14 protein-coding genes and 4 tRNA genes are annotated in these 13,079 nt (G+C 64.2%); 11 read left to right on the top strand and 7 right to left on the bottom strand.

The features are described from left to right. The first annotated feature begins 202 nt into the window (after positions 1–202). The 5 genes from AB0O58_RS23010 (at position 203) to AB0O58_RS22990 (ending at position 4,245) form a co-directional block, all read left to right on the top strand. The gene (locus tag AB0O58_RS23010; RefSeq protein ID WP_366238846.1) at positions 203–1,255 is read left to right on the top strand and encodes an iron-siderophore ABC transporter substrate-binding protein; all 1,053 of its coding nucleotides are present in this window, start codon (positions 203–205) and stop codon (positions 1,253–1,255) included. Positions 1,256–1,352: 97 nt separating this feature from the next. Beyond that, complete coding sequence (locus AB0O58_RS23005; protein ID WP_032371321.1) at positions 1,353–1,811, top strand: MarR family transcriptional regulator; 459 nt, start codon at positions 1,353–1,355, stop codon at positions 1,809–1,811. Beyond that, the gene (locus tag AB0O58_RS23000) at positions 1,808–2,233 is read left to right on the top strand and encodes an organic hydroperoxide resistance protein (protein ID WP_027495882.1); all 426 of its coding nucleotides are present in this window, start codon (positions 1,808–1,810) and stop codon (positions 2,231–2,233) included. The genes AB0O58_RS23005 and AB0O58_RS23000 overlap by 4 nt, the downstream gene beginning before the upstream one ends. An 11-nt stretch (positions 2,234–2,244) precedes the next feature. Next, positions 2,245–3,240, top strand: coding sequence for an NADP-dependent oxidoreductase (locus AB0O58_RS22995; RefSeq protein WP_366238845.1), 996 nt, complete (start codon positions 2,245–2,247; stop codon positions 3,238–3,240). A 90-nt stretch (positions 3,241–3,330) separates the two neighbouring features. Then, positions 3,331–4,245 carry a pseudouridine synthase gene (locus AB0O58_RS22990; RefSeq protein WP_366238844.1) on the top strand — a complete coding sequence of 305 codons (915 nt, stop codon included), beginning with the start codon at positions 3,331–3,333 and terminating at the stop codon, positions 4,243–4,245. Here the strand turns inward: AB0O58_RS22990 and AB0O58_RS22985 are convergent. After that, a complete protein-coding gene (locus tag AB0O58_RS22985; protein WP_366238843.1) occupies positions 4,175–5,299 on the bottom strand; it encodes a hypothetical protein in 1,125 nt (374 codons plus the stop codon). The two genes, AB0O58_RS22990 and AB0O58_RS22985, sit on opposite strands and share 71 nt — an antisense overlap. A gap of 111 nt (positions 5,300–5,410) precedes the next feature. On the opposite strand from AB0O58_RS22985, the gene AB0O58_RS22980 reads away from it, so the two are divergent. Further along, on the top strand, positions 5,411–5,995 hold the full coding sequence (locus AB0O58_RS22980; protein WP_045842051.1) for a helix-turn-helix domain-containing protein: 585 nt from the start codon (positions 5,411–5,413) through the stop codon (positions 5,993–5,995). A gap of 88 nt (positions 5,996–6,083) precedes the next feature. Then, positions 6,084–6,383 (top strand): ANTAR domain-containing protein, encoded by a 300-nt coding sequence (locus AB0O58_RS22975; protein ID WP_366238842.1) that lies wholly within the window; start codon positions 6,084–6,086, stop codon positions 6,381–6,383. Between the two features lie 12 nt (positions 6,384–6,395). On the opposite strand, the gene AB0O58_RS22970 is transcribed toward AB0O58_RS22975, so the two are convergent. The 6 genes from AB0O58_RS22970 to AB0O58_RS22945 form a co-directional block, all read right to left on the bottom strand. After that, complete coding sequence (locus tag AB0O58_RS22970) at positions 6,396–6,692, bottom strand: hypothetical protein (protein WP_045842052.1); 297 nt, start codon at positions 6,690–6,692, stop codon at positions 6,396–6,398. Positions 6,693–6,793: 101 nt separating this feature from the next. Next, positions 6,794–7,366, bottom strand: a complete 573-nt coding sequence (locus AB0O58_RS22965) for a DUF6584 family protein (protein ID WP_032373747.1) — start codon at positions 7,364–7,366, stop codon at positions 6,794–6,796. A gap of 119 nt (positions 7,367–7,485) precedes the next feature. Then, positions 7,486–7,562 (bottom strand) — tRNA-Phe (locus AB0O58_RS22960). Positions 7,563–7,618: 56 nt separating this feature from the next. Further along, positions 7,619–7,692 (bottom strand) — tRNA-Asp (locus AB0O58_RS22955). 123 nt (positions 7,693–7,815) lie between these two features. Continuing rightward, positions 7,816–7,888: transfer RNA gene (locus tag AB0O58_RS22950), tRNA-Glu, on the bottom strand. A gap of 79 nt (positions 7,889–7,967) precedes the next feature. Further along, positions 7,968–8,636, bottom strand: coding sequence for a TetR/AcrR family transcriptional regulator (locus AB0O58_RS22945; protein WP_027495877.1), 669 nt, complete (start codon positions 8,634–8,636; stop codon positions 7,968–7,970). Between the two features lie 622 nt (positions 8,637–9,258). Here AB0O58_RS22945 and AB0O58_RS22940 point away from each other — a divergent pair. The 4 genes from AB0O58_RS22940 (at position 9,259) to dusB (ending at position 13,052) form a co-directional block, all read left to right on the top strand. Continuing rightward, complete coding sequence (locus AB0O58_RS22940; protein ID WP_257886337.1) at positions 9,259–10,482, top strand: lipase family protein; 1,224 nt, start codon at positions 9,259–9,261, stop codon at positions 10,480–10,482. Positions 10,483–10,550: 68 nt separating this feature from the next. Then, positions 10,551–10,626 (top strand) — tRNA-Lys (locus tag AB0O58_RS22935). A 235-nt stretch (positions 10,627–10,861) separates the two neighbouring features. Then, positions 10,862–11,818 (top strand): acyl-ACP desaturase, encoded by a 957-nt coding sequence (locus tag AB0O58_RS22930; RefSeq protein WP_032381649.1) that lies wholly within the window; start codon positions 10,862–10,864, stop codon positions 11,816–11,818. 94 nt (positions 11,819–11,912) lie between these two features. Further along, a complete protein-coding gene (gene dusB / locus AB0O58_RS22925) occupies positions 11,913–13,052 on the top strand; it encodes a tRNA dihydrouridine synthase DusB (protein WP_206498730.1) in 1,140 nt (379 codons plus the stop codon). Positions 13,053–13,079: the final 27 nt, after the last annotated feature.

Below are 13,079 nucleotides of genomic sequence, written 5' to 3'. Positions count from 1 at the left end.
GAACGATGTCCGTCGAGGCGAAGGCCGACACATCACATGAAAGACAGCCATCGGCGTCAGAGCGGAAACGAGTCATACCTTCCACCTCGACGAACAACTCCAGTATCACTGAGCGGAACTTCGACCCCTGCTACGAAGTTCCGCTCACGTGGTCGCCAGGCTAGGGTTACCTATCCATGCCCGCTCGGTGAAAGAGATCGAAGTGAAACGTCTGCTCGTCGCCACCGCCCTCGTAGCAGTCGCAGCCCTGACCACCGTCGCGTGCGGCGACAGCGGCGGGCAGACACCGAGCACCGTCACCCCTCCCACCTCCAGCACCGACGCGGCATCGGACGCACCGGGCCCCACCGGCATTCCCGACGGGATGGGTTCGGGTGCCGCCGACGGCGAGTTCCCGCGCACCGTCGGGCATTTCGGCGGATCCACCGACATCCCCGCCGAACCGAAGAAGATCGTGGTGATCGCCACCGGCCAGCTCGACGCCGCATTGACCCTGGGCGTGATCCCCACCGGTGCCGCCTACGGCGACGGAGCCGATCTGGTGCCCGACTACATCAGCTTCTCGTTCCCCCAGTACGCGGACCAACTGACGCAGATGGCAGATCTGGGCAACCGCCAGAGCGTCGACATCGAGGCCGTCGCCGCCGCCGAACCCGACCTCATCCTGGCCAACAAGACCGGCTCGGAAGACATCTACCCGACCCTGTCGGCCATCGCGCCGACCGTACTGACCGAGGGCACCGGCGTGAACTGGAAGCAGGACTTCCTTCTTCTCGCGGACGCACTGGGACGCACCGAGCAGGCGCAAGGGTTCCTGGACACATTCGCGTCCGACGCTCGCGCACTGGGTGATTCGGTCTCCAACGGCGGCGGATCCGGGGGCGCTCCGACGGTGTCGTTCGTCCGCTTCACCGCAGACCGGGCCCGCGTGTTCGGCGTCGCGTCGTTCGCGGGATTCATCGCCTCGGACGCTGGGCTGGCGCGCCCGCCCAGCCAGCAATTCGACAAGACCTCGCAGGACTTCAGCGAGGAAGAGATCCAGTTGGCGAACGCCGACTGGGTATTCGTCTCCAGCCAGGACGCGGAAGCCGATTCGAGCGCTGCGTCGTACACCACCAATCCATTGTGGACCGGGATGAGCGCGGCAACGCAGAACCACATCGTGCGCGTCGACGACGACCCGTGGTACCTCAACGCCGGCCCCACGGCGGCGACCATCGTGCTCGACGGCCTGAGAAACGCTCTGCAAAGCTGACCCCCATGTGAGTGGCACTTCGTAACAGGCTACGAAGTTCCACTCACATCGAGCAGATAGGTTGCACACAACTTAACTGTGCGCTACCGTTCTTCTCGTGACCAACGAACTCGCACTCGATCGTCAGGTGTGCTTCGCGCTGTACTCCGCATCGCGGGCTACGACCGCGGTGTACCGCCCGATGCTCGACGAGCTCGGCGTCACGTATCCGCAGTACCTGGTCCTGCTGGTGCTGTGGGAGAAGGACGGGCGCGGCGTCAAGGAGATCTGCGCCGAACTCGACCTCGACACCGGCACTCTCTCGCCGATGCTCAAGCGACTCGAAGGTCTCGGTTTCATCGAGCGTCGACGACTGAGCACCGACGAACGCCGGGTCGAGATCCACCTCACCGAGACCGGTAGCGCCATGCGCGCGAAGGCACTCGACCTCCCCCGCAAGCTGGCCGAGAAGACCGGCATGGGAGTCGACGATCTCGTCAGGCTCAAGGAATCGCTCGACGCATTGACGAGCGCTCTGCATCACACCGATTCGCGCACGACAGAAGGAGAATCATGAAGACCATCTACACCGCCGAAGCTCTCGCCACCGGCGAAGGACGCAACGGCCACGCCCGCACCTCCGACGGACGTCTCGACCTCGATCTCGCCATCCCGGAGGCCATGGGCGGCAGCGGAAACGGCACCAACCCCGAGCAGCTGTTCGCAGCCGGCTACGCCGCGTGCTTCCACTCCGCACTGCAGATGGTGGCGCGTCAGGACAAGGCCGACGTCACCGACTCGGCCGTCGGCGCTCGCGTCGACATCGGACCCAACGACGCAGGCGGCTTCCAGCTCGCAGTCACCCTCGAGGTGACTCTGCCGAACCTGAGCCGCGAGAACGCCCAGGCCCTGGCCGACAAGGCCCATCAGGTCTGCCCGTACTCCAACGCCACCCGCGGCAACATCGACGTCACCGTCACCGTCACCGAAGACGAGTAAGAGGAAACACCATGAAGGCACACGAAATTCACCTCGCGTCCCGCCCAGAAGGCTGGCCGACCGAAGACAACTTTCGCGCGGAGGTCGTCGACCTTCCCGAACTGCAGGACGGGCAGATCCTCGTTCGCAACATCGTGATGTCGGTCGATCCGTACATGCGTGGTCGGATGAACGACGTGAAGTCGTACGTCCCGCCGTTCCAGCTCGATGCGCCGCTCGACGGCGGTGCCGTCGGCGAGGTCGTCGAATCCAAGGCCGACGGTTTCGCAGCCGGCGACGCTGTTGTGCACGGCAAGGGATGGCGCGATCTTGCGATCGTCCCGGCGAACGGCGCAAGCAAGGTCGACCTCTCGGCCGCGAAGGCGTCTGCATACCTGAGCGCACTGGGAATGACCGGAACGACGGCGTACGCCGGTCTGACCGAAGTTGCCTCGTTCAAGGAGGGTGACGTCGTCTTCGTCTCCGGCGCTGCCGGAGCAGTCGGGTCACTCGTCGGCCAGATCGCCAAGGCGCTCGGCGCTTCTCGCGTCATCGGCAGTGCCGGGTCTCCCACCAAGGTCGCCCGCTTGCTCGAGCTCGGGTTCGACGCGGCATTCGACTACCACGACGGCCCTGTCGCCGAACAGCTGCGCAAGGCGGCACCGGACGGCATCGACGTGTACTTCGACAACGTCGGCGGCGAGCACCTCGAAGCCGCCATCGGTTCGATGAACAAGCACGGCCGAATTGCCATGTGCGGAGCCATCGCTCAGTACAACTCCACCGAGCCGACTCCCGCTCCACGCAACCTCGCGCTGGCGATCGGCAAAGAGCTGACACTCAAGGGCTTCATCGTCGGTTCGTATGCGCACCTCACCGAAGAATTCCGCGCGAAGATGACGGAATGGCTCGCAAGCGGCGCAATCGAATTCGACGAAACGATCGTCGAAGGCCTCGACAATGCTCCGGCCGCCTTCATCGGACTGATGAAGGGCGAGAACACCGGCAAGATGGTCGTCACCATCTAGATCGGACCAGCACGGCGTCACCGCAATCCACACCCCGGTCGGGAGTTCCGACCGGGGTGTTTCCATGCGCGTACCGATTACAGTCGTTGCATGCCTGCCGCCCCACTTCCGTTGCGCGACGGCCTCGACCCCACCAGGGTGAGGATGCCCGACGTCGCGACCGGCGCAACGGTGCTCGAGTATCTGTGTGACCGCTTCCCGCAGGATGCGGCCAGGCTGACCGAAAAGGTGTCCGGCGGGGAGGTCGTCGATGCGACGGGCGTACCGATCGACGCGTCGACGATCGCCGGCCCGCGCGCGGACATATATCTCTACCGTGACCCGCCGGTGGAATCGGCCGTGCCGTTCTCCCTCGATGTGCTGCACCGCGACGAGAACCTGCTCGTGGTGGACAAGCCGCACTTTCTCACCACGACGCCGCGAGGCGCGTACATCGCACGCTCGGCGTTGGTCCTGCTCCGCCGCCGGTTCGACCTACCCGAGCTGAGCCCGGCGCACCGTCTGGACAGGCTGACGGCAGGCGTTCTCGTGTTCACCGTCAGACAGCAGGCTCGCCGGCCGTACCAGGAGCTGTTCGCTCAGCGCACGATCACCAAGCAGTACGACGCCATCGCCCCACTCGCTCGCGAGCTCCGGTTCCCGATGACGGTGCGCAGTCGAATCGTCAAGGAGCGCGGCGTTCTTCAGGCCGTTGAGGTACCGGGCGAACCCAATGCCGAGACACGCGTCGAACTGGTCGACACTCTCGGGTCGTTCGGTCGATATCGGTTGCACCCGCGCACCGGGAAAACGCATCAACTTCGGGTTCATCTGTGCTCGTTGGGAATCCCGATCGTCGGAGACAACTTCTACCCGTCGTTCCGCGAGGTCGCCGACGACGATTACTCCGATCCGCTCCGCCTACTGGCTCGCTCCATCGAGTTCGTCGATCCGCTCAGCGGCGTGGTTCGACGGTTCGAGAGCAATCGGAGTCTCGATCCTCCGGCAGCGCAACCGATCCCGTAATTCTGGCTATCTCGTCGGCTCGGACGGTGATGCGGTGCGAGATGACCGCGAGCGCGAACAGGCCGACCGCCACATTCCCCAGCGCAGCGAACCCTTCCTGAGCGAAATCCACGAGCGCGTTGAGCAAAGTGAACACCAGTGCGGACACGCGGAGAGTGCGCAACGGCCACAGGGGACCGTCCGTTCGCCACCGCAGCATCGCCGGAAGCGCCGTGGCGAATGTGATGCAAGCACTGACGAACAGGATGCCGCTGGCGATGCCCATCCTGTCGACGTCGATCGTCAGGTCTCGGCGATCGATGAGCAGGTCACCCAAGACGAGTTCGACGATCCCGAACACGACTCCCGCCCCGGAGATCAGGACCAGTCCCCAGCCGACGACGGGAACCCAACGGGGACTGGTGAAGAACGCGGGAATCAGCCGTGGAACGAACTGGCGCATCGAGTGGGTACGCGATGTCGACCGGCGGCAGGTGCCGAGCAACAATCTGATTCCGGCTACGGTGTCCCGGTCGGCTCCGTCCGACTCCGCTCGCGCAACCATCCGCAGCGCCCAGTCGCGCCGATGCTCGGGAAGACCGTGCGCGACGCCATCCGCGGCGATCGCGGCCGCATTCGCCAGCGACTCGTCCCGCGACGGCCTGCGGAACTCCCGCACGATCCTGCTGAACACCAACAGCAGCACCACCAGGACGTACATGATCTCCGACGACGGGCCGTAGAAGTAATCATTGTCCTTGGTGACGAACTTGCCGACCTCGTCGAGAAACAACCCGAACCCGATTCCGCCGAGCACCACGGTGAAGACCCGAACGCCGAACCCGATGAACATCCACCCGATCAGCAGAGCCAGCATCATCGCCGCCCCGCCGTACAGGGCGTGCGCGATGTGCAGCGACTTGCCACCGACCTGCGGGTAGTGAGTGAGTTCCAAATACGCCCTGGTGACCAGAATCGTGGCAATGGCCACCACCATGAAGGCCTCGGACGCGGAACTGCCGTAGGCATCGCGGACCACGCCGGTACGTTGCGGGTGCCCCGGACGAGCGATCATGAACCGAGTATGAGCTTCCCGCCGTCGCCTCCGGGCTGTTTTCGCCTCTGCATTCCCGCGCGCCACATGGGGCGACTTGACAAATTCGTTTGCCGAAACTGCAATGGATCGATGACGGACGCAGAAACCACCCTCGACGAGCTCATCGCCGGCCTCGGCCCCCGCCTCAAGCGCATCCGGATGGAAAAGAACACCACCCTCGCCGCGCTGTCCGACACCACCGGAATTTCGATCAGCACGCTCTCACGGCTCGAATCCGGTGACCGCAAACCCAGTCTCGAACTGCTGTGGCCGATCGCCCGCGCGCATCAGATGGCGCTCGACGATCTGGTGACGACTCCCCCCGTCGCCGATCCCCGGGTACGCACCACAGCCACCGTGCGCGAGAACGTCACCATCCTTCCGCTGACGCTCCGCCCCGGCGGACTGCAGGCCTTCAAACTGCTGATTCGTCCGGACGACAAGGAGCCGCGCCCGCGGGTGCACGAGGGGTACGAGTGGTTCTACGTTCTCGACGGCACCCTGAGACTTATTCTCGGCGAACACGATCTGACGATGAAGGCCGGTGAGGCCGCCGAATTCGACACCCGGGTACCGCACTGGTTCGGCGCTGTCGGTAACCGACCGGTCGAGCTGCTGAGCCTGTTCGGACCTCAGGGCGAGCGCATGCACGTCCGCGCGAAACCGACTGTATGAAAAGTCATGTCGGTGTGAGACAGTGAAGCCCGCTCGACGCAGAATCCACTCGGTCATCCGCACCGACAACACCATCTCGAGGAAAAAGATGACCGACAGACTGCCCGATTCACCCGCCTCTCGTACCGACGTCGACATCGCGACCGGAGTGCTCATCGGGATCCACGGCGGCTCGGTGGCCGACGCCATCGACGAGTTGTTCACCACGGCGAAGAATCACCGGATAAGTCTGTTCGAGCTCTCCCGCACGCTGATCACTGTCGCCGAGGGGCGCGACGTCGAGCAGTCCACGACGACTGACGCGGTGTACTCGGTGTGGGGTTCGGCGCTGGGCCGGCGTGGAGCCGAGACCACGTTCGGCTTGGTCACCGGTTCCGCCGCAGTCTGATTCGGGCGCTCGCTATCCGCGGACTGCCGGGTCGGTCCGCAGTTCCGGGAATCGAGCCGTCATCGCGTCGATGTGCCGATACATCTCGTAGAGCTCGGTGCGGAGAGTGGATGCCTCGGACTCGAATTGCCTCGCGCGAGATTCGGCACGATCGGCGCGAGCCCGAAATGCTTTGGATTGCGCTATTTCGATGGCCGCCGAACACGTCCGAATGTGTTCGGCCAGTCCTCGCGCGAACACTCTCGCCTGGGCAAGATTGACGTCGTAATTGTCGTCGCGCGGTAACGGTGCGCCGTTCGCTGTGCCCATGAAATGAAGTCGCCCTCGGTCGTCGGCCTCGATATCCTCCGACGAACTCTACGCTCGGATTCGAGCGACCCGTTCGAGAACCGCCCCTCCGAGAATCGCCATCACCCGAAGACGAGTGCCAACACCACCGACGCAGAGGTGGCAACGATGGCAAGGACAATGGTTGCTGCGATCGCACGTTGCCGGACGGTGCGGTAACCAGACGTCTTCAACCCGTCGTCGGCATCGTCCTCGTCGGCGGTACGCGCGGCATAGAAGTCGTCGGAGTCGACTCCGTCCTCGTCGAAATACACGACATCGCGCGGTGGGATCCAGCTCTGCCCATTGGCTGCGATTGCGGCTCCCAGTCGCTCCAGGCGCATCTGAGCCCGCACCGGATACCAATCCGAGGGCGCATGGATGGGGAGCGCTCGGGCGAGCATCAGCGGCGACCGGTACTGCTTCTGCAGTGCCGCGAACGCAGCCGACGCCGTCGGATCGTCGTCTGCCTTGTCGGTCAGAAACCACACGGCACCGGCCGCCGCACGATCACCGAGAAGGAGATATGTGTACGCGAGCAGTTCCAGAACCGCCGGCGACGACGGGTTGCGCGGCAAGGCGTCGAGGAGCCCGTTTCGTGCGGCGTTGGTGTCTCCACGTGCGAGATCGGCTTGCGCGCGAGCGATCACATCCACCTGTCGAGCCTAACGTTGCAATCGAGCGCCGTCACGGGACAATGAATACTCCGCAGACGACAAAGCCCCTCTCGACCGAAGTCGAGAGGGGCTTTGTCAGTGCTTGTCGATCACAACCGTGGTGGCCAGGGCCGGGATCGAACCGGCGACCTTCCGCTTTTCAGGCGGACGCTCGTACCAACTGAGCTACCTGGCCGGGCGGCACCGGTGAAACAATGCCATCGCAATTTCGGCGCTTTCACACCGATTCTGCGACCCTGACGGGACTCGAACCCGCGACCTCCGCCGTGACAGGGCGGCGCGCTAACCAACTGCGCCACAGGGCCTTGCTGTTGTTGCCGCGCTATTTCTAGCGCACCAACTCTCCGAACTGCAAATCTGCTTCTCGCCGGAGCGAGATGAAGAATGCTGTACTGCACATCGGATTGTCAATCCGATGCTTTCCTGCGTACCCCCTACGGGATTCGAACCCGCGCTACCGCCTTGAAAGGGCGGCGTCCTAGGCCGCTAGACGAAGGGGGCCCGCCGAATTGCTTCGACGCTACCCTCAACGGCGTTCCGTTGGGAGCTGGGATAGCTTAGGACACTTTCGCTGTAAATCTCAAACCGGCAGGTCAGAGGCAGTTTTTGCCTCGTTTTCGCCGAACTGCTCCCACCCGTGGAGTTCGAACTCGGCCAACCAACTATCCGACGCCATGGCAAGGAGCACGATCTCGACGGACTCCTCGAACCGCTCGCGTAGATCTGCGTTGTCGGCCACCAGATCCGACATGTAACGCTGACCCGCCATCGACGCGGCGAGTACCCGCACGAACTTGGCCGCGTCGAACTGCGGCTTGAGGTCTCCCATCGCCAGCGCTCTCTCGGCCTGCGCGTACCCCTGAGCGCCCCACACCCGGCCACCACCGGAGTGCACCTCCGCGTAGAACTCGGGCTCGACGATCAGCCGGAATTCTGCACGCACGATCACATCGTTCTGAAAGTTCTGCGCGATGTCGTCGACGATTCCCTTGATGACGTAAAAGGGATGCGCGGTCGAATCCGCCCATTTCTCGGAGATTGCGACATAACGGTCGAGTCCGGCCGCGAGCACCGCTCGGGCCAGGTCTTCCTTGGACTGAAAATGGAAGTACATCGCCCCCTTGGTGGCGTTCGATCCTTCCAAGATGGTGTTGACGGACGCAGCCGCATATCCGCGCTTGGCGAATTCCGCCGCCGCTGCCTCGACGATTGCCGCCCGGGTCCGCCGTGCGCGCTCCTGTTGTGCCATTTACTCCGTGCCTCCGAGCCCAAGCGCCCTGCATATCCACAGGTAGTACAAGTAGAGAGTACTTCACCCGAACGACACGCGACTCGACTCACCTGCGGTCCGCTACGACGCGTGCAGCCGACAGAAAATTCGGTTGGGTAACTGAAACAAGCCGAATGGTATTGTTCACCCGGCTCGAGTGCGCTGCAGGGGGTGCGCACTCGAGCCGCTCACGTACGTCCGCTCGGGCCAGGTCGGCACCGCCGTTCGAGCCACAACGCCGATACCGAGCATGCGTACGAATTCCGCCGAATGGCCGCCGGTCTCCCAGAGCCGGAAAGCAGTTGAATATCGAATTACATTCTGCACGAGCATCTCTCGAGGCACCTTCGTTTGCACCGCTCCTTAGCGCATGAAAACTGTTGCTGATCAATCGAATACGGCAAACCCGCTCCGTGAGGTCACCAAAAGCACTGTCTCATAATCGATATCAGCGGCGAAACGGTAACGGTTTCGACACATTCTCGGAATAGCCGAAGACGTAGACCACCTCGGGCATAGCGTGATGCGCATCACACATGATGCTTCGGCCGATCGGGGACGGGTGCACGCCATGAATCTATCGATCCGCGTATGTCGTTCGATGACAGTACTACTCGTGTCGTCGGCCTTGACGTTGTCGACCGCGCACACCGTCGCCGCCGACCCACTGACGAACTTCCTCGATCCCGTCGCCGATCCCGCCCTCTACCTGCCGACCCCACTCGGCGAGCCGTTCTTCGACCCGCCGGCAGGATTCGAGGAGCTCCCGCCCGGATCGGTTCTCGGCACCCGACGCGTGAGCGTGGGGCCGCTGTTCACCCCGGTCATATCGACCCAGATCCTCTACCGCACAAGCGATTCCAAAGACCGACCCGTCGCTGCGGCGACGACCGTCATCGTGCCCGACGCACCCTGGGCCGGTCCCGGCACGCGTCCCGTCGTCGCGTACAACATGGCCATCAACTCACTGGGCAACACCTGTGCACCGTCGTGGACCCTGCCCCGAGGTATCGCCCGGGAGATTCCAGCGGTGCAGGCGTTCCTCGCCAAGAATTATGCAGTGGTCGTCACCGATCACGAGGGTCCTCGGCAGGCGTACGCGGCCGGGCGCATGGCCGGCCATGCGGTGCTCGACGCGTTGCGCGCGATGGTGCGCCTCCCCGAACTCGGGTTGCCCGCGTCCTCCCCGATTGCCGTCACAGGCTATTCGGGCGGGGCGATCGCCACCGGATGGGCCGCTCAACTCGCCCCGTCGTACGCGCCGGAGGTCAATCTGGTGGGCGCGGCCTTCGGCGGTCCACCGACCGACTACCGGATTCTGCTGACGTCGATGAACGGCAACGTCGCGTCGACGCTGTTCCTGTCCGCAGCGCTCGGAGTTGCCCGCGAGTATTCCGAGATGTTCTCCCTGATGAACGCCAACGGACTGCGTCTGGCGACCGTGGCCAAAGATCTCTGCATCACACTGCTCGCTCCCGGCGGACTGGTGGCACCGATACCGGCCCAGGCCCTCTCGGACGTGCCGAACGTCGACCGGACCGAGATCGCCGAACGCATCATCGCCGCGACCCGGATGGGCGGTGATCTCGCCCCCACCGTGCCCACGATGATCTACCAGGGCCGTCAGGAATTCTGGATCCCCCGGGAAGGTGCGGAAACGCTGTACGACGAGTGGTGCGCACACGGTGCCGACGTACGCCTCGAGGAGTACTTCGGTGAACACCTCGTCGTCGCGATCAGCGGCATTCCCGGTGCGTACTCCTGGATCGACGACCGCCTGGCCGGTATCCCCGCGCCGCAAGGCTGCAGCAGTTTCGGGCGCTGACCCCCGAAACGCGGTGCCGGGGGTGCATGACCGACACGGCTGCACTGCCCATTACACTTTCGATCCGCGCCCCTATAGCTCAGTTGGTAGAGCTACGGACTTTTAATCCGCAGGTCGTAGGTTCGAGTCCTACTGGGGGCACCACACACCCTTCCGCCGAACTGCATTCGGCGGCACCCGGTCCGTACACTCGGGGTAACGATCGGCCCGTCCGCAGCGACGTGCAGGGAGAACTGCAGCAGTCGCGAAGATCCCCACATCGGCCGATGTCGGTCGTCACGACTGCTCGAACAGCAAGTGAACAGCCGCGACACGGTTCACACCGAACCTACGGTGCCGTAAGCTGGACCGGTCGTACGCAATCTATGGAGGCGATCTAATGGCGAGGGATCTGACACAGCTCGAGCTTCTGCAAGAGCTGGTGCCCACTGCCGAGGACAACGTGAACCGTCACATTTCGATGGCGCGCGAATGGCATCCCCACGACTACGTGCCGTGGGACGAAGGCCGCAACTTCGCCGCCCTCGGCGGCAAGGACTACGACCCGGAGCAGTCCAAGCTCTCCGACGTCGCGCAGGCCGCGATGATCACCAACCTGCTCACCGAGGACAATCTGCCGTCCTACCACCGTGAGATCGCCGAGAACTTCTCCCAGGACGGTGCCTGGGGAACCTGGGTCGGCCGCTGGACCGCCGAAGAGAACCGCCACGGCATCGTCATGCGCGACTACCTCGTCGTCACCCGAGGCGTCGACCCCGTCGCCCTCGAAGAAGCCCGCATGATCCACATGACCAACGGCTTCGCCTCGCCCGCAGGTTCGCAGACCGGATTGCTCCACTCGGTGGCGTACGTGACGTTCCAGGAACTCGCGACCCGCGTCTCGCACCGCAACACCGGCAAGGTCTGTGACGACCCGATCGCCGACCGCATGCTCCAGCGCATCGCCGCCGACGAGAACCTGCACATGATCTTCTACCGCAACATCACCGGCGCAGCGATGGACATCGCACCCGACCAGACCCTCGACGCGGTCTCCGACATCGTGACGAACTTCGTCATGCCCGGTGCCGGCATGCCGAACTTCCGCCGCAACGGTGTGTTGATGGCCAAGCACGGCATCTACGACCTACGTCAGCACCTCGAAGACGTCGTCTGGCCCGTGCTGCGCAAGTGGAGCGTCTTCGAGCGCAACGACTTCACCGCCCGCGGTGAGAACAAGCGCGAAGAACTCGCCGCGTTCCTCGAAGACCTCGAACGTCAGGCCACCAAGTTCGAGGAGATGCGAGATCGCTCGCTGGCCCGCGAACGCGCCAAGGCCGAAGCACGCGCGTCCTGAGTTTCGATCGACTGGTGTGCCCGGTACCGACTTCGGTGCCGGGCACTGCCTTTTCTCCTGAAAGTTCTCCCTTCGTTCCAAAGGCTTGTTTTCCATGACATTGCAGATCGGCTCCCTGGAGTTGCGCAGCCCCGTCGTCCTCGCACCGATGGCCGGCGTCACCAATGTGGCGTTCCGCACGTTGTGCCGTGAGCAGGAACTCGAGCGCGCGGGCAGCACGTCCGGTCTGTACGTCTGCGAGATGGTCACCGCACGCGCTATCGTCGAACGGCAACCCGCCACGATGCACATGACGACGTTCGGGCCCACCGAAACCCCCCGGTCCTTGCAGCTCTACACGGTCGATCCGGACACCACGTACGCCGCGGCGAAAATGATCGTCGACGACAACTTGGCCGATCACATCGACATGAACTTCGGCTGCCCGGTCCCGAAAGTCACCCGCAAGGGCGGCGGTGCCGCATTGCCGTACAAGCGAAACCTGTTCGGCCGCATCGTGGCTGCGGCGGTCAAGGCCACCGAGGGCACCGACATCCCCGTCACGGTCAAGTTCCGTGTCGGAATCGACGAGAACCATCACACCCATCTCGATGCCGGCCGGATCGCCGCCGACGAGGGTGCAGCGGCCGTGGCGTTGCACGCCCGCACTGCCTCGCAGCGGTACTCCGGCACCGCCGACTGGAACGAGATCGCTCGACTCAAGGAGCACGTCACCGGGATTCCCGTCCTGGGCAACGGCGATATCTTCTCGGCGTCCGACGCCGTCCGCATGATGGCGGAAACCGGATGCGACGGCGTCGTCGTCGGGCGTGGCTGCCTCGGTCGTCCATGGCTGTTCGCCGAGCTCAGTGCCCGCCTGAACGGGCGGCCAGAGCCGACGCCGCCGACCCTGGGTGAGGTGGCCACTATCATCGCGCGCCATGCCGAGTTGCTCGCGCAGCACCACGGTGAGGGCAAAGGCCTCCGAGAGTTGCGCAAGCACGTGTCCTGGTACCTGCGCGGCTTTCCCGCCGGCTCGGATCTTCGGGTGTCGATGGCACTGGTGTCGACCCTCGCCGAACTGGACGACCTTCTGGCGCAACTGGATCCAACCGTTCCGTTTCCCAAGGACGCCGAAGGTCCCCGCGGCCGGCAGGGCTCGCCCGGCGCAGTGTCGCTGCCCGACGGATGGCTCGACGATCCGGAGGACCTGTGTGTCCCCGCCGGTGCAGATCTGATGCATTCCGGCGGCTGATCGACCCCTCACCAGGGCCCGTCTCGC

This window comes from Rhodococcus sp. NPDC080181 (assembly GCF_040702225.1).
GTDB classification, from domain to species: domain Bacteria; phylum Actinomycetota; class Actinomycetes; order Mycobacteriales; family Mycobacteriaceae; genus Rhodococcoides; species Rhodococcoides fascians.
Note: the sequence above shows the minus strand (reverse complement) of the source record. Positions and strands in the feature narration are given on the sequence as shown.

Excerpts from the sequence above, each read along its gene's own strand:
- AB0O58_RS22995 (WP_366238845.1), top strand. The coding sequence starts at position 2,245 with ATGAAGGCACACGAAATTCACCTCGCGTCCCGCCCAGAAGGCTGGCCG.
- AB0O58_RS22990 (WP_366238844.1), top strand. The coding sequence starts at position 3,331 with ATGCCTGCCGCCCCACTTCCGTTGCGCGACGGCCTCGACCCCACCAGG.
- AB0O58_RS22980 (WP_045842051.1), top strand. The coding sequence starts at position 5,411 with ATGACGGACGCAGAAACCACCCTCGACGAGCTCATCGCCGGCCTCGGC.
- AB0O58_RS22975 (WP_366238842.1), top strand. The coding sequence starts at position 6,084 with ATGACCGACAGACTGCCCGATTCACCCGCCTCTCGTACCGACGTCGAC.
- dusB (WP_206498730.1), top strand. The coding sequence starts at position 11,913 with ATGACATTGCAGATCGGCTCCCTGGAGTTGCGCAGCCCCGTCGTCCTC.
- AB0O58_RS22945 (WP_027495877.1), bottom strand. The coding sequence starts at position 8,636 with ATGGCACAACAGGAGCGCGCACGGCGGACCCGGGCGGCAATCGTCGAG.
- AB0O58_RS22940 (WP_257886337.1), top strand. The coding sequence starts at position 9,259 with ATGACAGTACTACTCGTGTCGTCGGCCTTGACGTTGTCGACCGCGCAC.
- AB0O58_RS22970 (WP_045842052.1), bottom strand. The coding sequence starts at position 6,692 with ATGGGCACAGCGAACGGCGCACCGTTACCGCGCGACGACAATTACGAC.
- AB0O58_RS23000 (WP_027495882.1), top strand. The coding sequence starts at position 1,808 with ATGAAGACCATCTACACCGCCGAAGCTCTCGCCACCGGCGAAGGACGC.
- AB0O58_RS22985 (WP_366238843.1), bottom strand. The coding sequence starts at position 5,299 with ATGATCGCTCGTCCGGGGCACCCGCAACGTACCGGCGTGGTCCGCGAT.
- AB0O58_RS22930 (WP_032381649.1), top strand. The coding sequence starts at position 10,862 with ATGGCGAGGGATCTGACACAGCTCGAGCTTCTGCAAGAGCTGGTGCCC.